The organism is Achromobacter maghribensis (assembly GCF_057334215.1).
Map to the genome: position 1 here is coordinate 98,418 of NZ_JBHFII010000023.1, position 21,508 is coordinate 119,925.

Genomic DNA, 21,508 nt, shown 5'->3' on the forward strand with positions numbered 1-21,508 from the left:
CCCCCCCCCCCCCCCCCCCCCCCCGTCAGGTGGAACCGCCGGGCGCGCTATCTCGCCGGTTGCGCGGCCGCCCCCACGTCCTTGCGCACCTTGGCCACATCCGACGCGCTGACTGCCGCGCCCTTGTTGCCCCAGCTGGACCGCACGAAAGTCACCACGTCCGCGACTTCCTTGTCGGTCATGCGCCAGTCGAAGCCCGGCATCGCGTAGGCGGTCGGCGCCGCCGTCGTGCCCGGCATCTGCGCCCCCTTCAGCACGATGTGGATCAGCGAGGCAGGATCGGCGGAGTTCACCGTCGAGCTCAACGCCAACTGCGGGAACGTTTCCGTGTAACCCTTGCCGGTGCTGCGGTGGCAGGCGGCGCAGTTGTTCAGGAACGCCATCGCGCCATCGCTCTTGTCGCGGCCGGTGCGTAGCGCTTGCGCCACGGACTCGTCATAGGCCAACGGCTTGGTCGCGTCCTTATTGACCGGCGGCAAGCTCTTCAGGTACACCGCAATCGCGTTCAAATCGGCGTCGGACAGGTGTTGCGTGCTGTCCTCGACCACTTGCGCCATGCCGCCGAACGCCGCCGAATGACCGTTGCGGCCCGACTTCAGGAATACGGCGATGTCTTCCTTCGTCCAGCTGCCCAGCCCGTCGGCGACGTCACCGCGCAGGTTCTTGGCCAGCCAGCCTTCGACCACGCCGCCCGACAGGAAGGCCGAGCCATCCGTGTCGCTCAGCGCTTTTTCCTGCAAGGCAAAGCCACGCGGCGTATGGCAGGTGCTGCAATGGCCCAGGCCTTCGACCAGGTACTGGCCGCGCAACAGCGCTTCGCGGTCGGCGCCCTTCAAGTCGCTGGCGGCCGGGCCGCTGACGACGTCCGGCGCAAACATCCAGCGCCACACGGTCAAGGGCCAGCGCATCGACATGGGCCACGAAATATCCGTGTCCTTGTTTTCCTGCTTGACGGGTTCCACGCCATGCATGAAGTAGGCATATAGCGCCTTCACGTCATCAGGGGTGACCTTGGCATACGCCGTGTAAGGCATGGCCGGATACAGCGAATGGCCGTCGCGCGCCTTGCCGTGGCGCACGGCCAGGTCGAAGTCTTCGTACGTGTAATTGCCAATGCCCGTCTCTTTGTCTGGCGTGATGTTGGTCGAATAGATGGTGCCCAGCGGCGATTCGATGCCCAATCCGCCGGCGAAGGGCTTGCCGCCCCTGGCCGTATGGCAGGCGATGCAGTCGCCCGCGCGCGACAGGTATTCGCCCTGCTTGATCATCTGCGCATCGGCCGCGGCCGGCGTGCCGTCGGCGGCGAACGCGGCGCTGGCCACCAGGGCCGAAAAGGCCGCAACAATGGTTTGCTTCAACATTGTGCGTCTCCTTAAGCCTGGACCAGCGGGCCGGGGTTCTTCAGATACTGGTCGCGAATCGCCTGTGCGGCCCAAAAGGCCAAGGCGCCCACCAGCCCCGTCGGGTTGTAGCCCATGTTTTGCGGGAACACGCAGGCGCCCATCACGAACACGTTCGGCACATCCCAGCTTTGCAGATACTTGTTGACCACGCTTTCCTTGGGGTTCGATCCCATGATCGCGCCGCCCGTGTTGTGGGTGCTCTGATAGACCCGAGTGTCATAGCGCGCGCCCTTCTTGCGCACCGCCACGAAGTGCTTCTCGGGGTTCATGGCCTTCGCCACGGTCTCCATGCGCTTGCCCATGTAGCCCAGCATGTCGAATTCATTGTCATGCCAGTCGAACGTCATGCGCAGCAACGGCTGGCCATAGGCGTCCTTGTACGTCGGGTCCAGCGACAGATAGGCGTCGCGGTACGACATCACCGAACCGGAAATACCGATGGTCATGAAGCGCTGGTACGCGTCCTGCACGCCGGCCTTCCACGCGGTGCCCCAGGTGGGCGTGCCCGGCGTCGTTGGCGTCTGCTTGATCGGGCGGCCGCCGTAGCGCACGTGACGGATGCTGGCGCCGCCCACGAAGCCCAGCGGGCCGTGGTCGAACTGGTCGCCGTTCAAGTCGTCCATGCCCACGCCGCCCGCGCCGGTACCCACGAAGGGGTTCAACTGGGTGCCCTTGGGCAACAGCACGTTCACCGCGCCGTTCATCTGGTAGGCGTAGTTCTTGCCAACCACGCCTTCATTGGTCTTCGGGTCGTACGGTTTGCCGATGCCCGACAGCAGCAGCAGGCGCACGTTGTGCATCTGATACGCGGACAAGATCACCAGGTCGGCCGGTTGATCGATCTCGCGCCCCTCGGCGTCGATGTACGTGACGCCCACCGCCTTCTTGCCGGTGGAATCCAGGTTGACCTTGATCACCTGCGAGTGCGTGCGCAGCTCGAAGTTCGGCTTCTTCAGCAGCACCGGCAGGATGGTCGTCTGCGGCGATGCCTTCGAGTACATGTAGCACCCGTAGTTTTCGCAGAAACCGCAGAAATTGCAGGGTCCCAGACGCACGCCATAAGGGTTGGTGTACGGGCCGGACGCATTGGCGGCAGGCGCGGGATACGGATTGAAGCCGACCTCGCGCGCGGCCTTCTCGAACAGCTGCGCGCCATAGGTGTTGGGCAGCGCGGGCAACGGGAATTCCTTGCTGCGTTTGCCTTCCAGCGGGTTGCCGCCTTCGACGATCTTGCCGTTCAGGTTGCCCGCCTTGCCGGACGTCCCGCACACGTACTCGAACTTCGAGAAATACGGTTCCAGTTCGTCGTAGGTCACGCCGAAATCCTGGATGGTCATGCCTTCCGGGATGAATTTCTTGCCGTAGCGCGTTTCATAGCGCGTGCGCAGTTCCAGCTCTTCCGGCAACACGCGGTAGTGCATGCCGTTCCAATGGAAACCCGCCCCGCCCACGCCCGTGCCCAGCAGGAACGAGCCATTCTGGCGGTACGGCACGGCCACGTCGTCCACGCCATGGCGGATCGTCACGGTTTCCTTGGACAGGTCCTGAAACAGCTTGCCGCGCACGGAGTACGCCAGCTCGTCGACCACCTTGGGGTACTCGGCGTCCTTCGGCGTGTCCTGCATGCCGCCGCGTTCCAGCGCCAACACGTGCAGGCCGGCTTCGGTCAGCTCCTGGCCCAGAATCGCGCCGGTCCAGCCAAACCCGACCAGCACTGCATCCACTTTGTCTTTTTTGATCGCCATGATTAACCCTTCTCCCCAGAGATCGACACGGGGCCATAGGGGTACTTCACATTGGGCTGGTCGACCCAGTCCATATAGTCGGCGCGCGCGCCGGGAAAGCCCACCATCTTCCAACCCACCATGTTCTTGTTGCCGCCGTAGATCGGATCGGCAAAGAACCCTTCCTTGGTGTTGGACAAGAGGAAGCTGAAGAACGTCGTGGCGGGCACGGTATCAAACCGGATCTTGCCGCCCTGGAGATCCTTCAGGATCTGTTCCTGCAGCGCCTTGTCCAGCTCGGCGTATACCTTGCCATGCGTCTTCACGCACCAGGCGTTGCAGGCCTCGATGCCGTGGCGGTAGACCTGGCGGGGATTCTGATTCAGCTGGTAACCCAGTTCCGGCACCTGATCCGTATGGAACGGACCCTCCATGTACCAGAGCTTGCCGTGGCCGAAAGGCGTTTCCATCTGGCGGTCGATGAACTCGGGCACGCCAGCGGCAATGGCGCCCGGGCCGTAATCGTCGGCGGGGATCAGATGATCCACGGCCGCCACGATGAAGGTCCATTCGGGCTGGGTGAAATAGGTGGGTGCGTAGGGCTTGGCCGCCTGGGCGGTTTTGCCGTCATCGCCGCTGGTACAGGCCGTGGTCAAGCCGCCTACCGCCAACGTCGACGCCGGCACAATGGCCAGCGCTTGCAGAAACCGCCGGCGCGGCTTTGCATCTTCTGTCATAGACATCTCCGTGAATACTCCAAGTTGTCCTAGCGCGCTACCGAACATGAAACCTGGAAACACGAACTGCCGAGCTAGTGACAACACGCTCTTTGCTTACAGAAAATTGGACCTGCTCTTGAAAAGGGACGTAAGAGAAGGTGCCGGCATTATGCGCCTTTTCGCCCATCTGATCTGCTCTAAAGACCATATCAGTTCAATTTTCTTGACATGAAAATATCTTTTGCATTAAGGACAATGTAAGAAGTCCGAAAAATCGGACTTTCCTGACAAGCGGATTAACGGATTCTGTATATTTCGCGGCAGGAACAGCAACGGATCCCTCCCCATGAACGACAAGACGAAGACTTGGCGCAGTTCGACAACCACGCGCAGCTGGAGCACCACCACGGATCTCACGCCCGAGCAGCGCGTCCACATCGAAGACCTGCTGGACAGCAGGATGGACGGCGTCAGCGTCAGCCAGGAATGGAATTACTCGGGTCTTGAAAACGGCGAAGTCTTCAAAGTCCAGATCAAGGACGGCGCGGTCACGGTGAACGGCCGCAAGTACGACAGCCTGGACGAGGTTCCGCGCGCCGATCGCGAACGCATCGACGCGCTGCGCAGCGGCAACGACCTGGGCGGCCTGTGGGATATGCTGAAAAACGCCGGTGTCGACGTCAAGGATCTACCCGACGCCTCAGGCAAGCCGGCATTCACGATAGAGACCGACCACCCGGACCGGGAAGCCTCGGGCGCGATGCCGTCCGCCCCCGCGGACGATGCCGTGCGCATGGCCGCCGCCGACCCGTCCGTATCGCCAGGCGCGGTACGCCCGGGTGGGGGATTGCGACGCACGCTGCTGATCGGCATCGCCATCGGACTGGCGTTATGGGTGGCGCGAGCGCTGAATGTATTCTGATCCAGGCCGGGCCTAGGTCGTCGTCTGGACGTGCAGCCGGCTGGACTTGCACCGGTGCAAAGCCCGGTAGTATTCCAGCGGCCGTCCATTCGATCCGTACGCAATGGACTCAATGCGCAACAGCGGTTCCGCGCTGGCCATGCCCAATAGTTCGCACGTTGGCGCGTCGGGCGCCACCGCATCGATCCAACGCTCGGCGCGCACGATGCGCAATCCGTACTGCCGGCGCAGCACGTCATACAGCGAACGGTTTTCCAGGCGCGTGCGGTGCAGGCCGGGCGCCAGATCCGCCGGCACGGCGGTTTCCACCAGCAGCTGCAATTCGCCATCCACACTGCGCAGCCGCTTAAGCCCCACCACCATGTCCGTATCCGCCAGCGCCAACGCCGAGGCTTCCTGCGCGGTGGGCGCGCGCAGCTCCTGCACCAGCACTTGGGTGCGCACCGTACGGCCCTTGCGGGCCATTTCGTCCGAAAAGCCCAGCACCGTCGACACGAAATCTTCGTCGCGTTCGCGCGCCGACACGAAAGCGCCCTGCCCGCGGATCTTGTAGATCAGGCCATTGCGCACCAGGTCCGCCAACGCCTCCCTGACGACGATGCGGGAAATGCCGTACTGTTCGCCGAATTCGGCCTCGGTGGGCAGCTTGGCCCCCACGGCAAGCTCGCCCTGGAGGATCTTGCTGCGCACCACATCGCGGAACTGTGTCCAGAGCGGGGCGCCGGCGCTGCGGTCCAATACGTCTTGGGTCGGAATGGGGCTGCTCATGTCGTGATAAGGCTAGAAGTCGAATCAATATCTACAAAATGCCGGTCGCGCAGGATAGCGGCGCAAGCCAGCCATTCGTCGCGCCGGCGCGTGTCTGTCCAGCCCAGCGCCGCCGCGGCCAGATCGGCCAGTTCGGCCAGCAAGCCGTCGGTCACGCGGCCGCGTATCGCCAGCAGGGTCCGTCGGATCACCAGATCGGCCAGATGCTGCACGCCGGTCTCTTGGCACAGCGTGCGGATCTCGGCTTCGGAATAATCCGGCGCATGGCGCAGCGGAACATCGCCCGCGCGGGCAAAGGACCGCGCCAGCGCGCCCGCGCGCGAACCGTAGCGACCCATCAGTTCGTCGATGCGCTCGCGTGGCAAGCCGGACCGGCGCTGGATCATATCGACCCGTTGTTCCCTGGCTTTCCCGTCCGCAGGCATGTCCGCGCCGCCGCCGATGGCCAGTGTCTCGGTCAGGCGCAGGCGCGGCCGGCCCAGTTGCGTCAGTACCTGGTTCGCGGCCATTTCCGCCAGCGAACGGAACGTGGTCCATTTACCGCCCACCAGACACACCAGCGGCACATCACGCACCGCGTTCGGCGGGTCTAGCACCACGGCGTGATCGCGCGATATCTGGCCAGGCTTGTCCGCATCGGAGTACGCCAGCGGGCGCACGCCGACGTAAGTGTAGACCACGTCCCCCCGCGCAAAACGCAACCGCGGAAAGACCTCGCCCAACACGTCCAGCAGGTAATCGATCTCGGCGGGTTCGGTTGCCGCCTGGTCAGGATCGTCGACCGGAATGTCGGTGGAACCGACCAGCACGCGGTCCATGAAGGGATAAACGATGCAGACGCGGCCGTCCGACGCCTCGAAATACACCATGCGCCCATCCAGCGCCGCGCGCAGCGCGGGATGGTCCAGGATCAGGTGCGACCCCTTCGTGCCCATGACGCGGGAACCCGCCCCTTCAAGCACGCCCGCCGACCGGTCCAGCCAGGCGCCCGTGGCATTGACCACGGCGTCCGCGGTGACCTCGGCGGTCTCCCCGGTAATCTCATCGCGCAGGCTCAACGTCTTGCCGCGGCAAGCGGTCACATTGCAATAATTGGCGGCCAACGAAGCCGGCTGGTCCGCATGCGCGTCGGCCATCAGTTCCTGGATCAACCATTCAGGATGGCTGATCCAGGCGTCGAAATAGGTGGCCGTCCAGCCGACCGTATCCCGAAACAAGGCGCCGTCCGCGGCCGACGCCCGGGCGATGCGATGCTCGGGCATCACGCGCTGGCGCCGCCCCAACCGGTCATACAAACGCAGGCCCAGCGCCACCACGAATACGCCGCGCGCACCGGGCGACGCAGTGAAGCCCGCAAAACGCAACATGCTGCCCAGCAAACCGCCGAACCGGCTGGACAATGGCACGACGGTTTCCAGCGGACGCACCAGATGCGGCGCATTGCGCAGCAACAGATTGCGTTCGCGGGTGGCTTCGGCCACCAGTGCGAACGCGCCGCTTTCCAGGTAGCGCAGACCGCCATGGATCATCCGCGACGGCGCGCTGCTGGCGCCGGCCGCGAAGTCGCCCTTGTCGACGATCAGGCAGTCCACGCCCTGCAAGGACAAATCGCGGAACACGCCCACGCCGTTGATGCCGGCACCCACGATCACCGTTGAAAAATGGCGGCCCGCCAACGCCGATGGGCGCACATAGGGCAAGGTGTCCGTCGTCATGGCGCACGCCCCGCCAATTGCCCGAACACCGGCGCCATATTGCCGATCAGCATTTCAAATTCCGTATAGAACGCCGCATGGGCCTGCAAGGCCGCGGCGTCAGGCGCTTCTGCCACGCACCGCACCGGCAAGACCTCATCCGCGCAAGCCCCTTGCGACATCGCGGCATAACCAGCCGCCCCCCGCGCCCCGGTCTCATCATCGCCGCAACGCTCCACCGGATGCCCCATGAAGTCCGCCAGCAATCGCACCAGCCGCGGATCACGCGCCCCGCCGCCCAAGGCGGCCACCCGCCCCGGCACGCCCAGGCCACGCGCAGCCAGACGCTTCAGGTGCCAGGCATGCAATGCCGCCACCCCGTCGATCACCGCCCGGGCCATGTGCGCGCGGCCGTGATGCCCTTTCAGCCCAATGAACCCCGCCGCGGCGCCGGCCGCCACGCCGCCCCCGTTGATGAACGGCAGGAAGCGCAGGCCCTCGGCGCCCAACGGCACCGACATCGCCCCACCCACCGCGGCGGCCGCGTCGTCGAACTGCAGCGTGCGCGCCAGCCACGCCACATTCGCCATGGATGACGGGCTGTTCTCAAGATAGAGCCGCGACGCCGCCGGGCCGTAGCGCACGATCGCGCCGACTTCCGGTTTGGGCTCGTGCGCGGGCGCCACCACCGCGTTCACGCACCAGGTCCCGAACACCGCAACGGCATGGCCGCTTTTCACGGCGCCCACGGCAGACAGCGAGGCCAGCAGATCGATCGCCCCCATGGCGATGGGCAGGCCGGCGGGCAATCCGCAGGCCGCTGCGCGCGCGGGCAACAGGTGCCCGATCACCGTCCCCGTGGGCACGATCGGCGGTAACGCGCTCGGCATCAATGCCGCCAAACCGGCCGCCTCGAACGCCAACCTCGACCACGTCCCGGCTTCCAGGTTCAGCAGGCCAGCGGTGCTGACATCACTGGCGTCGGTCGCGATCTCTCCGCTAAGCAAAAACCCCAGATAGTCCTTGGCGAACAACAGGCGGCGTATCGCCTGCTGCCCGCCGCCATCCGCGCCAAACAGTTCCGCCGCGACCAGGCTCGGCTGACCCGCCCATGGCCGGCAGCCCACCTCTTGATACAAGGCATCCCCATACTGCTGCGCCAGCCGTCGCGCGCGGCCCGCCGCCCGCTGATCGGTGGAAGCCACGGCACGCTCGGCCAGCAGCGCGCCCCGCTCGTCCAGCGCGTACAGCCCCGCGCCATGCCCGGTGCAGCACAGCGCGCGCAACTGGGCCGTGCGCGGCCCCAGCTGTTCGGCCACGCCACGCAAGGCGTGCACCAACGCGGCGTCGATGGCGTCCGCCCGCAGCTCGCAGCCTCCGCCAGGTAGATGCCGGTACGGCATTGCGCTACCCGACGCAGCCAGCGTGGCTCCCGTCCCGGCTTCGAAGGCAACTGCCTTCAAGCCCGTGGACCCCATGTCGATACCCAGGAAGATGTCTGCTTTCATGTTATGACATTGTCTACAGATATTTTCCGCAGGATAGCAGTGTTTCCCCTAGTAAAAGAAATAATTCCGCTGCCATATAGTTCAGTCGATGTCATAACAACGAGTTGAGCCAATTCAGGCCCACCACCGGGTATCCACGCCAACAGGCAATGGATCAATGCGAGGAAAAGGAGCGCAACATGAGAAGAGATTTCTTGAAGACCGTAGCTGCTGCGGGCGCCAGCCTGGCAGGAGCCAATGCCTTTGCGCAAAGCGCGACGGCCTCGCCGGGCACGGGCCTGAAAGGCGCCACCACCGACGTCTATGTCATGAACGTCATGGTGTCCGGGGTGGAGTACTGGTTCCCGGTCTATGAAATGATGAAGCAGCTTGGCCAGACGCTGGGCGTCAAAACGCGCTACTCGGGCACGCCCGAGTACGACGTCAACAAACAATTGGCCTCGTTCGAACAGGAGCTCGCCCGCAAGCCCGCTGGCATTCTGCTGCATCCGATGAACCCCGACCCGTTCATTGAACCCATCAACCGCGCCGCGGCGATGGGCATTCCCGTGGTCACCTTCGCCGCGGACTCCCCCAATTCCAAGCGGGTGTCGTTCGTCACGTCCGACAACGAACGCGAAGGCGCGCAGGCCGCCGATGCGATCGCCGCCGCATTGAACGGCAAGGGCGATTACGCCGTGCTGGAGAATCCGGGGCAAGACAACCATGACCGCCGCATCGCGGCCTTCATCAACCGCATGAAGACCAAGCACCCGGGCATGAAGCTGGTGGGCCGCGCGGCCAGCAACCAGGATCCCAACAAGGCGTATCAAGCCACCTTGAGCCTGGCGCAGGCCAATCCGGGCCTGGCCGCGCTGTTCATGCCGGAAGCCAACTCCGCCCTGGGTGCGGCGCAGGCCAGCATCGAGACCAAGAAGAACATCAAGGTGCTGTGCTGCGATGTGAACGCCAAGATCCTGGACATGATCAAGTCGGGCGAAGTCTACGGGTCCGTCAATCCGAACCAGGGCGTGCAGGGCTATATGGGCATGATGCTGCTGTTTCTGGCGCGCAACCAGCAATTGATCGACCCCATGAACGACGCCAAGCGCAACGGCACCAACCCGATGGCCGTGCCCTTCCTGGACAACGGCCTGTCCATCGTCAGCAAAGCCAACGCCGACGATTTCTACTGGGACAAATACCTGGCGCGCCGCGGCACCAAGGGCATCAACGAATGACCGCGCAACCGCCCCTGCTGGAACTGCACGGCATCGCCAAGCGTTTCGGGGCGTCGCGCGCGCTGGCCGGCGTGCATTTCTCGCTGCAGCGGGGCGAAATCCACGCCCTGTGCGGCGAGAACGGCGCCGGCAAGTCGACGCTGATGAAGATCATCGATGGCATCCACGCGCCAGACGAAGGCGATATCCGCTTGAATGGCGAGCGCGTGGTCATCGACGGCCCCGCCCACGCCATGCGGCTGGGCATCGGCCTGGTCCACCAGGAAATCGCGCTGTGCGGCGACGCCACGGTCGCCGAGAACATCTTCATGCCCGAAATCGCCACCCGGCCCCGCGCCTGGATGGACTTCGCCAGCTTGAACACGCGCGCGGCCCAGGCGCTGGCGCGACTGGGCCAGCAGATCGATCCGGGTCTGCGCGTGGACGACCTCGGCATCTCCAGCCAGCAACTGGTCGAAATCGCGAAGGCGCTGACGCTGGATTGCAAAGTCCTGATCCTGGACGAACCCACGGCGGCGCTGACCGAGGTCGAATCGGCCGCCCTATTCCGCGTGCTGCATGACCTGAAAGCGCAAGGCATCGGCATCATCTACATCAGCCACCGCATGGCCGAGATCTTCCAGCACTGCGACCGCGTCACCGTCCTGCGCGATGGCCGCGACGTACTCTGCGCCCCGCTTTCCGGCCTGACGCCCGATGCGCTGGTACGCAGCATGGTCGGGCGCGACCTGGGTTGCTACTACCCGCCAAAACAGGCAGCGGGCGAAGACGCCACGCCCTTGCTGGAGGTCGACGGCCTCGCCGACGGCCTTTGCGTGCACGGCGTCTCCTTCACGCTCAAACGCGGCGAGATCCTGGGCATCTCCGGCCTGATGGGCGCGGGGCGCAGCGAACTGGCCGAGACCTTGTGCGGCCTGCGGCGCGCGCGCCGCGGCGAGGTGCGGCTACGCGGCAAACCCCTGCGAATACGCCGCTATGGCGACGCCCTGCGCCATGGCATCGCCTACCTCAGCGAAGACCGCAAGGCCGCCGGACTATTTCTGGAACTGCCCATCGAGCAGAACATATCTTCCATGGCGCTGGCGCGTATCAGTTCGCGCTTCGGCCTGCTGCGCAGGCGCGCGGAACGGCGTCTGGCCACCGAGCTGGGCGCCCGGCTCAAACTCAAGTCCAACGGCGTGGCCATCGACGCCGCCAGCCTGTCGGGGGGCAATCAGCAGAAGGTAGCGATCGCCAAGCTGCTGGCGACGCATCCCGCCGTCCTGCTGATGGACGAACCCACGCGCGGCGTGGACGTCGGCGCCAAATCCGAGATCCACCACATCTTGCGAGACCTGGCCAGCCAGGGCGTGGGCGTGATCGTGATCTCGTCCGAACTGCCGGAGATCATCGGCCTGTGCGACCGCGCGCTGGTGATCCGCGACGGCCGGCTGGCCGGCGAACTGGCCGCCAGCGAAATGACCGAAGAGCGGCTGCTGAGACTGGCCTCTGGCCTCAGCGCCCAGGAGACGATCTGATGTCCGAACTCAAACCTTCCTCCGCGACCGACGCCGTCCTGGCGCCCGACGGCAGCCTGGCCGCTGCGCGCCCCGCCACCGGGCTACCGTTGCGGCACCGGTTGGCCAGCATGCGCGAGGCCGGCCTGCTGCTGATCATCGCGTTGCTCGCCATCGGCATGAGCTTCGCGTCGCCACACTTCCTGACCTGGGAGAACATCCGCGCGATGCTGCTGTCGTTCTCCATCGAAGGCATTGTCGTGGTCGGCATGACCCTGCTGGTGATCGTAGGCGGCATCGACCTATCGGTGGGCTCGGTCGTCTGCATGGCCATGGTAATCACCGGCAAGCTGTTCCTGATGGGCGTCGACCCGTGGACCGCCAGCCTGGCGGCCATCGCGGCAAGCGGCGTCGTGGGCGCGCTGATCGGCCTGTGCGTGACGCGCATCGGGCTCAGCCATTTCATCGCGTCGCTGGCTTTCATGGTGATCGTGCGCGGCTTGTCGCTGGCCATCACGCAAGGCACGCCGCAGTCGCTGTTTTCGCTGCCCGCGCAGTTCAAGTTCATCGGCCAGGGCGTCATTGGCGGCATCCCCGCCGTGATCCTGATCTTCACCGCCATCGTCATCGTCAGCGACTTCGCCCTGCGCCGCGCCGCGCTGCTGCGCAAAGTGTTCTACACCGGCAGCAATGAAAAGGCCGCGCTGTATTCCGGCATCCGCACGGGCCGGGTGAAGTTCTGGGTCACCGTGCTGTGTTCAACGCTGGCGGGGCTGGCGGGCGTCGTCTACACCGCCCGCTTCGGCGCCGCCACGCCCACCTTCGGCATGGGCATGGAACTGAACGTGATCGCCGCCGTGGTGATCGGCGGCGCCAGCTTGAAAGGCGGCTCCGGCACGGTCCTGGGCGCCGTGCTGGGGCTGGCCCTGCTGTCGGTCGTGACCAGTTCCCTGATCCTGCTGGATGTCTCGCCCTACTGGCAGGACGTGGTCAAAGGCCTGATCCTGTTGGCCGCCGTCACCGTCGACCATCTTATGAACGTCAAGAAAGGACACCGATGAACATCACCACTCTGGGCGCATCCGGCATCGAATGCGAAACCGTCGGCCTGGGCACCTGGGCCATGGGCGGATGGATGTGGGGCGGCGGCGACGATGCGGCGGCCATCGACGCCATCCGCGCGTCCGTGGACGCCGGCGTGCGCCTGATCGACACCGCGCCCGCCTACGGCCTGGGGCACGCCGAACGCCTGGTCGGCACCGCCCTGCAAGGACGCCGGCATCAGGCCGTCATCGCGACCAAGTGCGGGTTGGTATGGCACACGCAACAGGGTACGCACTTCTTCGACGAAGACGGCAAACCGGTGCACCGCCACCTGGGGCGCGCGTCCATCTTCCATGAAGTGGAACAGAGCCTGGCCCGCCTGCAAACCGACTACATCGACCTCTACATCACGCATTGGCAGGACAGCGGCACCCCCGTCGCGGAAACCATGGGCGCGCTGCTGGACCTGAAGCGCCAGGGCAAGATCCGTGCCATCGGCATCAGCAACGCCGCGCCCGAAACGCTGGCCGAATACCTGCGCCATGGCCCGGTGGACGCCATCCAGGAACGCTACAGCCTGATCGACCGCGACATCGAGTCCACGCTGCTGCCTCCGTGCCGGGAACACGGCGTGGCCTCGCTTGGCTACTCCTCGCTGGCCCTCGGCCTCTTGGCTGGCCCGCTCGACCCCGACCGGCAATTCACAGGCGACGACCAGCGCGCCGGCAACCCGCGCTTCTCCGCCGCCAACCGCGTGCGGCTGAAGGCCTTCTTTGACGCATTGGCACCATTGCGGCAGCGCCTGGATTGCTCTTACGCGCAACTGATGATTGCCTGGACCACTCGCAAAGGCGGGGTCAGCACCGCCTTGTGCGGCGCCCGCACGCCTGCGCAAGCAGTCCAAAACGCCGGTGCCGCGAACCTCACGCTGGACCCGACCGCCCTTGCCGCCATCGACACGGCCGCCGCCCTCCATCTTGAAACGCTGGACTGAAAGGACAAGGAAACCTCTTCATGACGCATAACAAAGAAGCGCGCCTGAACCGCCTGCTAACCGCCGGCCGCTGCCTGGACATCGCCGTCGACCACGGCGTCTGCAACGAACCCGGATTCCTCGACGGCCTGGAGGACATGCCCGCCGTCATGGATCAACTGGTAGCGGCGCGCCCCGACGCCATCCAGCTCAATTACGGCCAGGCCGGTCTGCTACAGCAACGCCCGGGGCGCGATAAACCCGCGTTGGTCATGCGCCTGGACATGGGCAACCCCTACAACGCCACCACGCACCGCGTGATGTGGGCCGTATTGCAGAACACGCAAGATCCGGTATTGCCGGCCGTGCAGATGGACGCCGCCTGCGTCGTCGTCAACCTGTTCATGCTGCCCGACGAACCCGACCTGTTCCGCCAATGCGTGTCGAACATCGCACGCGTGCGCGCCGACTGCGATCGTTATGGCATGCCGCTGATGATCGAACCGCTCGTCATGGCGCCCCACTCCGCCCGCGGCGGCTACATGGTGGACGGCGACGCCGAAAAAATCGTGACGCTGGTCCGCCTGGCGCGCGAAATGGGCGCCGACATCATCAAGGCCGACCCCACCACCGAGACCCGCGACTTCCATCGCGTGGTCCAGGCGGCGCGTTGCCCGGTGTTGGTGCGGGGAGGCGGCCGCGAAGACCTGCAACGTGTCTTCGGCCGGTCATGGGAACTGCTGGATCAAGGCGCGGTGGGCCTCGTGTACGGACGCAACGTCTACCAGCACGCTTCCCCCTCGGCGGTAGTGCGCGCACTGATGGCAATGATCCACCAGGGTGCCAGCGCGCGCGAAGCATGGCAGCAATACGAAAGCGAATCCAGCCACGGGTAACGCCACGCGTTGGCCCAGCTGATTATCATGTCGAAGCTCGCTTCTGAGCCCCCACGTGAATCGGTAAGCCAATGGAATCGTCCAACGCAACGGAAAGCCACAGCATCGCCCTTCCCGCCAAATGGCGCGAAGACTTCGCCCACGCATCCCTGGAACCGCAATCCATCGGCGAGTCCCGCGCGGACGTGTTCCGCGTGCGGCGCCCCAAGCAGCCTGATCTTTTTCTAAAGTCGGAACTTGCAAGTGCGGAAACCGAGCTGCCGGACGAGATCGACCGGCTTCGCTGGCTGCAGCAGGTTGGCCAACCCGCCCCGCACGTACTGGACACCGCGATGGAAGGCGGCCGCCACTGGCTTCTGATGACGGCGCTTCGCGGTGCCGACCTGGCCAGCGCCGCCCTGCCTCCCGCGCAAGTCATCGGCGTGTTGGCGACGGCATTGCGCGACTTGCACCGCCTGCCCATTGCAGCCTGCCCGTTCGACCACCGGCTGGAAGCGCGGATTGCGCAGGCGCAGCGCCACGTCCACGCCGGATTGGTCGACGAAGCGGATTTCGACGATGAACGGCTGGGGCAATCGGCCAACCAGGTATTGGCCGAACTGCTATCTAGCCGCCCCCCGGCAGACGATCTGGTGGTCACGCATGGCGACGCCTGCCTTCCCAACCTCATGGTCGACGGCCACCAGTTCACGGGGTTCATCGATTGCGGCCGTCTGGGCATCGCCGACCGCTTTCAAGACCTGGCGCTGGCGGCGCGAAGCATCGCCCGCAATGTCGGCAAGGAATGGGTTGCCGCGTTCTTTCGCGAATATGGCATTACGCCCGATACGCAGCGCATCAACTTCTATTGCCTGCTGGACGAATTCTTCTAGCACGCAAATAGGCCAATGCCGCCCACAACTCGGGCGGCGAGCCCGCCCAGCGTTAGCCTGGTGGCCGCAGGCCTATCGCGCTGGCCATGTCCATGGACGTATGTACCCCATTGCCCAGCACATGGCGGATTAAATCGGCATCTGTTGTCACGCCCAATTTTCTCATTGCGCTGCGCTTCTGGGTGCTGATCGTTTGCACGCTCCGATGCACCATCTCGGCAATATGGGTAATGGTGCCGCCTGCGCAGAATAATCGAACCACTTCCGCCTCGCGTGGCGTCAGGCGGCTTTCTCCGCCCATCTGCATATTATTCAACAACAGTTCCTTTATAACTGGCGAATAATACTGCCGCCCGGCATGGACCGCCCGCACCGCACTAATCAAATGGGTAGGGGAATCGCATTTACTGACGATTCCCAGGACATTCTGGCGCACCATCGCCCATACCATTATCGGGCTATCGAACATGGTGTAAATAACGGTACGCAGCGTCGGATAGTTGCGTTCCAGATAAGCCACAAGCGCCAGACCGTCGCCGTATTTCCCTCCCGGCATCGAGAAGTCGGAAATCAGCACATCACATGGATTTTCGTTCAGTAAATCCACCAGGCCCGTCGAGTCCGTGGCTTGTCCCACCATCACGAACTCGGGTCTCTCGCTTAGTACCGACACCACACCCAGCGACACTGCGGGGTGATCATCGACAAGCGCGACATATATATCGGTTTCAGACGCCAACACACTCTTCCATATCAAGGGAGGAACCCACTCGTTCGAATTTATTGTAGACGAGAGCCACGCTTTCAGCATATTGGGACACAACGATCTGGCCGGCAACACATACTAAAAACAGGACCAGTTCCACACTACGGCTTCGCCGCAGAACGGGCAAGCCTTGACCACTTTACGACAAAAGCGAGACCAATCCATTCATTTTTATAACAATTACCAGTCAGGCCATTAATTAAACGAACTCAGTTTCGAATAACTACCCCACCAATTTCGTATCTTTCCTAGTTCTCTTAGTCCTACAAAAACCTATAGTCATTCTCCGTGGCCTCGGCATCGCGACACGCCCGATGCCGGAAAAAAAGCCGAGCCCCGCATTGTGTCCCATGCGCTCACCGGGCATCACGCACTCTGGGAAAACGCGCTCCCGAGCGGCTCACGACGATGACAACAAAATCAATAAAGGGCCGCTGCACACAGCGGGTAGAACCAAGTGATATTCCACAATGCAATGGCGGCAATGCGCCGGCGGATCCGTCCTGGCCGTGCTTGCACCCTGCCGCCATATTCCCCCACCGCAGGCTTGCGCTGGCAGCTGACGGTCAGCCTGATGCTGGCGCTACCACCGATCCCTACCTTCGCCCAAATCCCCGACGCCGGCCGGGCGCTCAGAGAGCTTGAGTCAACACTTCCCGCCTTCACGCCGCCGGCTTCGCAGCCGAGCCTCGACGTAACCGCCCCGTCCTCGCTGCCCTCGGCCACCGGCCGATCCGAAGGCCCCGGCGTGCCGGTCACCAAATTTCAACTCCGCGGCAATCAGGTTTTCGATGATACGGAACTCCTGCAACTGCTGGCGGACCTTCCAGGCACTGAACAAAACCTGGATGGGCTGCGCGCCGCCACCGATCGCATCACCAAGTTCTATCAAGACCGCGGCTATCTGCTGGCCCGCGCCTACCTGCCGCCGCAAGACATCGTGGACGGCGTGGTCCAGATCGCCATCCAGGAAGGCGTCTACGACGGCGTGACGTTGAACAACCAGACTCGCGTCAATGACTCGGTCTTACTCCGGGCGCTTTCCCCGTTGCGCCAAGGCGACGCGGTGCACCTGGAAGCGCTGGACAACCGCCTGATGCTCGTCAACGACATCCCCGGCGTCCAAGTCCAAGGCACGCTGCGGCCAGGCAAGGCCCCCGGCTCGACGGAATTGCTCATCGATGCGGAGCCCGCCCCCTTGATGGCGGGCAGCCTGGACGCCGACAACTTCGGCGGGTACTACACCGGTGAATTCCGCCTGGCCGGCACCCTGGATGTGAACAGCCCCTTACGCCTGGGCGACCAGTTGAACCTGCGTCTGCTGACCAGCGACAAGAAGCAGCGCTACTACCGCGTGGCTTACCAGGTACCCGTCGGATCCAGTCTGACACGATTAGGCGCCAGCGTCTCCAACATGAGCTACCGCCTGGGCCGGGACTTCGACATCCTTGACGCGCACGGCAAGGCCTCGATCGTCAGTCTGTTCGTGCAACAGCCGCTCTTGCGCAGCCGCAATTTCACGCTACAGGCCCAGCTGCAGTATGACGACAAAAGCATGCGCGACGCCATGGATTTGTTTGAAATCGTCAACCGCAAGCACGTCGGCCTGTGGACGGCGTCGCTGAACGGCAGCCGCGACGATGGCCTTCTTGGAGGCGGCCGCAGCGCGATGTACCTGTCCTATGGCATCGGTTCGCTACAGCTACGCGACCCCAACAGCCGCCAAGGCGACCGCCTGTACAGCCGCGCGGCGGGCAGGTTCGGCAAGGCCAACATCACCTTGCTACGCATGCAGAACCTGCCCGGCCCTTTCATGCTGTCCGCGCAATTCAATGCCCAACTGGCATCGAAGAACCTGGACAGCTCAGAGAAATTCAGCCTGGGCGGCCCCTTTGGTGTGCGCGCCTTCGCCAACGGCGCCGCCAGCGGCGACGAAGGCTGGCAAGGCAGCCTGGACTTGCGCTACCTGCCCTTTCCCGGCCTGCAGCTTGCCGCCTTCTTCGACAAAGGCGCCGTGCGCCTCAGCAAGCGCCCGTGGGCCAGCGGGCGCAACAGTCAGCAGCTATCCGCCATGGGCATCAGCCTGATCCAAACCGGCCGCCAGCACCAAGTCACGCTGACGGCCGCATGGCCGCTGGAACAAAACAACTACCAACAAGAAGGCCCCAAGCGCGAACCGCGGTTGTGGTTCCAGGCCACCCGCCTCTTCTGATCCGGAGGCCCAAAGAGTTTTTCAACCCCGCGTCGGCTTACGCCAACGCGCTACTTAGCAGAAGGCACAATGAACAAGTCCTACACCGTCATATGGAATGAATCCAAGGGATGCTGGAGCGTCGCAGGCGAAACCGCCAAACAACGCGGCAAGTCCAGCTGCTCGGGCGTCCGCGCCGGCGCCATGGCCGCCGTCGTGCTCGGGCTGTCGATGTTGATGCCAACGGCCCATGCGCTGCCCACGGGCGGCACGGTCACGCATGGCACGGCCCAGATCTGGGCAAATGGCGCCGAAACGGTCATTAACCAGACCACGCCCAAGGCGGTCATCAAATGGGATAGCTTCGGCGTCGACGCCGGCGAACGCGTTACCTTCAACCAGCGGACCAGCGACATGGCGCTGAACTACGTTTCTGGCGCTTCCCCCACGTCGATCGGCGGTAATCTCGCCGCCCAAGGCAAGATCTTCATCGTCAACCCGCAAGGTGTTGTATTCAGCGCCGGGGCCAACGTCAATGTCGGGGGCCTGGTCGCATCGACCTTGATGACGGATCCTACAAGTTTCTACAACAACACCAGCGGCGAATTCGTATTTGAAGGAGTCACTACCAATAGCGTCTATAACAATGGCGCGCTGATCACCGCCCAAAGCGGCGATGTGTTACTGCTTGGCACCCAAGCCATCAACACCGGCTCGATCCAGGCCAACGGCGGCACCGCCGCCCTGGCTGGTGGCAGCAAAATCACGGTCAGCATGGGCAGCGGTCTGGTCAAGCTGGAAATCAACGCCGCGTCTGCCAATGCCTTGGCACAGAACAGCGGCACGATCCGCGCAGACGGGGGACAAGTCCTGCTCAAAGGCAGCAGCAGCAACGCCTCGCCCCTCACGACAGTCGTCAACAACAGCGGCGTCATCGAAGCCAAGACTCTGAACAATGTGCCTGGCAAGATCGTGCTGGACGGGGGAGCAAAGGGCGTTGTGGAAGTCGCGGGCAGGCTAAGCGCCAACGCCCTGACCTCCTACGGCAACGGCGGCGCCATCGAGGCCTCCGGTGAACACGTTGGCGTTCGCCTGGGCACCAACCTCGACACCCGCGCCATCAACGGTTACATCGGCACCTTCAAGCTCACCAGCAGCGACGTCAATGTCGAAAACACGGCTGCCATTTATGCTCCGACCATTCACGCCGATACGCTGAATCGTAACCTCGTCAACACCAATATCGAGCTGGCCAGCTCCGTCGGCGATGTCGTGGTGAACGCGCCGGTGAATTGGAACACCGGCAATAGCCTGACGTTGAATGCCCAGCACGGCGGCGGGGGCAAGACCGCTCTGAACGGCGCAGTCTCCACGACTGGCACGGGCGCCACCCTGAACCTGCTGGCCGATGAACGCATCGACATTGGCGACAGGATTATTCTTAGCGGACCGAACTCCCGCATCACGCTGAACACCACAACTGCCGCCGCAGGAACGGGAGGTTCTACGGGCAAGCCGGCTACCGCCCACTACGTACTGAAGGATCCCAAAGCCAATATCACGCTAAGCGGCGTTGGCGCCACCTTCCTTTCCAACAACATCCTGCACAACATCATTCAGAACCAGGCGGCCCTACAAGCGGTCAATAACAATCTCTATGGTTTCTACGTACTGGGAACTGACCTGCGGGGTACCGGAACATTCCAATCCATTGGCGGCGCCTACGGCACGTTCAATGGCACGTTCGACGGGATGGGCCATTCCTTGACGGGCTTTGCCGTCTCCAGTGGCGGAGGCAACGTTGGCTTGTTCTCGTCGTCCGCAGGCGTTATCCGCAATCTGAACCTGGCATCAATGACGGTCACCTCGCCGTCTGTCAACATTGCTTCCATGTCCATCGGAGCGCTGGCTGGTTACAACACCGGCTTGATTGACAACGTCAATGTGTCCGCGTCTACCGTCAATGGCAACAGTTACCGATCCAACGTCACCGGCGGTTTGGTTGGCACCAACTCAAATGGAATTATCAGCAATTCCTCATACTCAGGCGTCGTACGTAGCGGCACATATACCGAGAGCATGGGCGGTCTGGTGGGGACCAACCTTGGTGATGGGGCCCGAATTGTCGCTAGCCAAGCCAATGGCACCGTCAGCGGTACGATGCAGCGCAACGAGGTCGGTGGCATCGGCGGCCTGGTAGGCGCCAACCATGGCATCATCGAGTCTTCGCACAGCGCTTCCGCAGTCACCACCAGCAGTGCGAATCTCAACGTGGGCGGGCTTGTTGGATCGAACCGCAATGGAATGCTGACCAACGTACGCAGCACCGGCGCAGTGTCCGCCGGCGCTTCCAGCAACGTGGGAGGCCTGATCGGAATCAATAACGGCTATCTCACTCGGACTGAAAGTAGCGGTTCCGTCGCAGCCACGGCGGGCGGTTCCGTGGGTGGTTTGGTCGGCGTGAATAATGGCGGCCCCATCTCCGAGTCCAGCGCGTACGGCAGGGTGTCCACATCCAATGGCTCGAACACGGGCGGTTTGATCGGCGCGAATAACGGCGGTCAGATTCGAGACGTTGTTGCCAGCGGCGTAGTAGAAGATCGGCAATATGCCGGAAATATCGGTGGCTTGGTCGGCAACAACGGCGTTGGCGGGTCCATTGAAAACGGGGAGGCGAGCGGCGCAAGCCTTTCCTCCGTCATGGCTAACGCCGGTACCCGCGTGGGCGGCCTTGTGGGCGTCAATAACGGCCAAATCAACTATAGCGTCTCGCGGGTGGGGAGAGTTAGCGCTGCCAACTACGCCACAGTGGGCGGTCTGGCAGGCCACAATAACGGGTCCATCCAAACTTCCAGCTCGACCAGCCTTACCCAAGGTGGGCAATACAGCATGACCGGCGGTCTGGTGGGCGTGAACACCGGCAGGATTTCCGGCGGCATCGCCACCGGTTCGGTCATCGGCCACAACTACGCGACCATTGGCGGCTTGGTTGCTCAAAACCAAACCGGCGGCGAGATCGAGCATTCCACATCCACGGGCATCGTTACGGGCCAGCAACTCGGCTCATCTTATTACTATGGAACCGGGATGACGCTGGGAGGCCTGATCGGCATGAACCAAGGGGCGGTCACCTATTCTAAAACCGCTAGCCAAGTGGACTTCCGTTACGGCAAGAACCAGACATTCGGCGGGCTGGTCGGCATCAACTACAGCACGATGCGCGGCAATTCCGTAACCGGCCAGGCTGGATTGGTGCCGATAGCCGGCACCAATTATGGATCTATCGACATGGCCAATTAACGCTATAGATCC

General features: G+C 63.6%; 16 protein-coding genes. 9 read left to right on the forward strand and 7 right to left on the reverse strand.

The annotated features are described in order from the left end of the window. Positions 1 to 47: 47 nt before the first annotated feature. The 3 genes from ACE039_RS09930 to ACE039_RS09940 are packed head-to-tail and all read right to left on the reverse strand — an operon-like array spanning position 48 to position 3,864. The gene (locus ACE039_RS09930; protein ID WP_105556702.1) at positions 48 to 1,361 is read right to left on the reverse strand and encodes a c-type cytochrome; all 1,314 of its coding nucleotides are present in this window, start codon (positions 1,359 to 1,361) and stop codon (positions 48 to 50) included. A gap of 11 nt (positions 1,362 to 1,372) precedes the next feature. Beyond that, positions 1,373 to 3,148, reverse strand: a complete 1,776-nt coding sequence (locus ACE039_RS09935) for a GMC family oxidoreductase (RefSeq protein ID WP_310029184.1) — start codon at positions 3,146 to 3,148, stop codon at positions 1,373 to 1,375. A 2-nt stretch (positions 3,149 to 3,150) separates the two neighbouring features. Next, a complete protein-coding gene (locus tag ACE039_RS09940) occupies positions 3,151 to 3,864 on the reverse strand; it encodes a gluconate 2-dehydrogenase subunit 3 family protein (RefSeq protein ID WP_105556700.1) in 714 nt (237 codons plus the stop codon). A 328-nt stretch (positions 3,865 to 4,192) separates the two neighbouring features. Between ACE039_RS09940 and ACE039_RS09945 the strand changes: the two genes are divergently transcribed. Beyond that, a complete protein-coding gene (locus tag ACE039_RS09945) occupies positions 4,193 to 4,768 on the forward strand; it encodes a hypothetical protein (protein ID WP_448713276.1) in 576 nt (191 codons plus the stop codon). 12 nt (positions 4,769 to 4,780) lie between these two features. On the opposite strand, the gene ACE039_RS09950 is transcribed toward ACE039_RS09945, so the two are convergent. The 3 genes from ACE039_RS09950 to ACE039_RS09960 are packed head-to-tail and all read right to left on the reverse strand — an operon-like array spanning position 4,781 to position 8,738. Further along, complete coding sequence (locus tag ACE039_RS09950; protein ID WP_485822265.1) at positions 4,781 to 5,536, reverse strand: GntR family transcriptional regulator; 756 nt, start codon at positions 5,534 to 5,536, stop codon at positions 4,781 to 4,783. After that, positions 5,533 to 7,251, reverse strand: a complete 1,719-nt coding sequence (locus tag ACE039_RS09955; protein ID WP_485822266.1) for a glycerol-3-phosphate dehydrogenase/oxidase — start codon at positions 7,249 to 7,251, stop codon at positions 5,533 to 5,535. The genes ACE039_RS09950 and ACE039_RS09955 overlap by 4 nt, the downstream gene beginning before the upstream one ends. Next, positions 7,248 to 8,738: an FGGY family carbohydrate kinase gene (locus ACE039_RS09960; protein WP_485822267.1), complete on the reverse strand. Its 1,491-nt coding sequence runs from the start codon at positions 8,736 to 8,738 to the stop codon at positions 7,248 to 7,250. Before ACE039_RS09960 ends, ACE039_RS09955 begins: the two co-directional genes overlap by 4 nt. A gap of 179 nt (positions 8,739 to 8,917) precedes the next feature. On the opposite strand from ACE039_RS09960, the gene ACE039_RS09965 reads away from it, so the two are divergent. The 6 genes from ACE039_RS09965 (at position 8,918) to ACE039_RS09990 (ending at position 15,239) form a co-directional block, all read left to right on the forward strand. Continuing rightward, positions 8,918 to 9,958, forward strand: a complete 1,041-nt coding sequence (locus ACE039_RS09965) for a substrate-binding domain-containing protein (RefSeq protein ID WP_105556891.1) — start codon at positions 8,918 to 8,920, stop codon at positions 9,956 to 9,958. After that, entirely contained in the window at positions 9,955 to 11,475 is a 1,521-nt protein-coding gene (locus ACE039_RS09970) for a sugar ABC transporter ATP-binding protein (protein WP_485822268.1), read from the forward strand. Before ACE039_RS09965 ends, ACE039_RS09970 begins: the two co-directional genes overlap by 4 nt. Beyond that, positions 11,475 to 12,515, forward strand: coding sequence for an ABC transporter permease (locus ACE039_RS09975; RefSeq protein WP_485822269.1), 1,041 nt, complete (start codon positions 11,475 to 11,477; stop codon positions 12,513 to 12,515). The genes ACE039_RS09970 and ACE039_RS09975 overlap by 1 nt, the downstream gene beginning before the upstream one ends. Next, a complete protein-coding gene (locus tag ACE039_RS09980; protein WP_485822270.1) occupies positions 12,512 to 13,492 on the forward strand; it encodes an aldo/keto reductase in 981 nt (326 codons plus the stop codon). Before ACE039_RS09975 ends, ACE039_RS09980 begins: the two co-directional genes overlap by 4 nt. Positions 13,493 to 13,512: 20 nt before the next feature. Beyond that, positions 13,513 to 14,367, forward strand: coding sequence for a class I fructose-bisphosphate aldolase (locus ACE039_RS09985; protein WP_485822271.1), 855 nt, complete (start codon positions 13,513 to 13,515; stop codon positions 14,365 to 14,367). A 71-nt stretch (positions 14,368 to 14,438) separates the two neighbouring features. Continuing rightward, positions 14,439 to 15,239, forward strand: a complete 801-nt coding sequence (locus tag ACE039_RS09990; protein WP_485822272.1) for an APH(3')-II family aminoglycoside O-phosphotransferase — start codon at positions 14,439 to 14,441, stop codon at positions 15,237 to 15,239. A gap of 52 nt (positions 15,240 to 15,291) precedes the next feature. On the opposite strand, the gene ACE039_RS09995 is transcribed toward ACE039_RS09990, so the two are convergent. Then, complete coding sequence (locus tag ACE039_RS09995) at positions 15,292 to 15,978, reverse strand: response regulator (protein WP_485822273.1); 687 nt, start codon at positions 15,976 to 15,978, stop codon at positions 15,292 to 15,294. A gap of 775 nt (positions 15,979 to 16,753) precedes the next feature. Between ACE039_RS09995 and ACE039_RS10000 the strand changes: the two genes are divergently transcribed. Together ACE039_RS10000 and ACE039_RS10005 are read left to right on the forward strand one after the other, a co-directional pair. Next, positions 16,754 to 18,217 (forward strand): ShlB/FhaC/HecB family hemolysin secretion/activation protein, encoded by a 1,464-nt coding sequence (locus tag ACE039_RS10000; protein ID WP_485822274.1) that lies wholly within the window; start codon positions 16,754 to 16,756, stop codon positions 18,215 to 18,217. Positions 18,218 to 18,286: 69 nt separating this feature from the next. Further along, complete coding sequence (locus tag ACE039_RS10005; RefSeq protein WP_485822275.1) at positions 18,287 to 21,496, forward strand: two-partner secretion domain-containing protein; 3,210 nt, start codon at positions 18,287 to 18,289, stop codon at positions 21,494 to 21,496. Positions 21,497 to 21,508: the final 12 nt, after the last annotated feature.

Bases quoted from the DNA above. Each gene is read 5' to 3' on its own strand.
- ACE039_RS09950 (WP_485822265.1), bottom strand. From the start codon at position 5,536: ATGAGCAGCCCCATTCCGACCCAAGACGTATTGGACCGCAGCGCCGGC.
- ACE039_RS09985 (WP_485822271.1), top strand. From the start codon at position 13,513: ATGACGCATAACAAAGAAGCGCGCCTGAACCGCCTGCTAACCGCCGGC.
- ACE039_RS09980 (WP_485822270.1), top strand. From the start codon at position 12,512: ATGAACATCACCACTCTGGGCGCATCCGGCATCGAATGCGAAACCGTC.
- ACE039_RS09975 (WP_485822269.1), top strand. From the start codon at position 11,475: ATGTCCGAACTCAAACCTTCCTCCGCGACCGACGCCGTCCTGGCGCCC.
- ACE039_RS09945 (WP_448713276.1), top strand. From the start codon at position 4,193: ATGAACGACAAGACGAAGACTTGGCGCAGTTCGACAACCACGCGCAGC.
- ACE039_RS09960 (WP_485822267.1), bottom strand. From the start codon at position 8,738: ATGAAAGCAGACATCTTCCTGGGTATCGACATGGGGTCCACGGGCTTG.
- ACE039_RS09965 (WP_105556891.1), top strand. From the start codon at position 8,918: ATGAGAAGAGATTTCTTGAAGACCGTAGCTGCTGCGGGCGCCAGCCTG.
- ACE039_RS09990 (WP_485822272.1), top strand. From the start codon at position 14,439: ATGGAATCGTCCAACGCAACGGAAAGCCACAGCATCGCCCTTCCCGCC.
- ACE039_RS09955 (WP_485822266.1), bottom strand. From the start codon at position 7,251: ATGACGACGGACACCTTGCCCTATGTGCGCCCATCGGCGTTGGCGGGC.
- ACE039_RS09930 (WP_105556702.1), bottom strand. From the start codon at position 1,361: ATGTTGAAGCAAACCATTGTTGCGGCCTTTTCGGCCCTGGTGGCCAGC.
- ACE039_RS09970 (WP_485822268.1), top strand. From the start codon at position 9,955: ATGACCGCGCAACCGCCCCTGCTGGAACTGCACGGCATCGCCAAGCGT.
- ACE039_RS09935 (WP_310029184.1), bottom strand. From the start codon at position 3,148: ATGGCGATCAAAAAAGACAAAGTGGATGCAGTGCTGGTCGGGTTTGGC.
- ACE039_RS09940 (WP_105556700.1), bottom strand. From the start codon at position 3,864: ATGACAGAAGATGCAAAGCCGCGCCGGCGGTTTCTGCAAGCGCTGGCC.
- ACE039_RS10005 (WP_485822275.1), top strand. From the start codon at position 18,287: ATGAACAAGTCCTACACCGTCATATGGAATGAATCCAAGGGATGCTGG.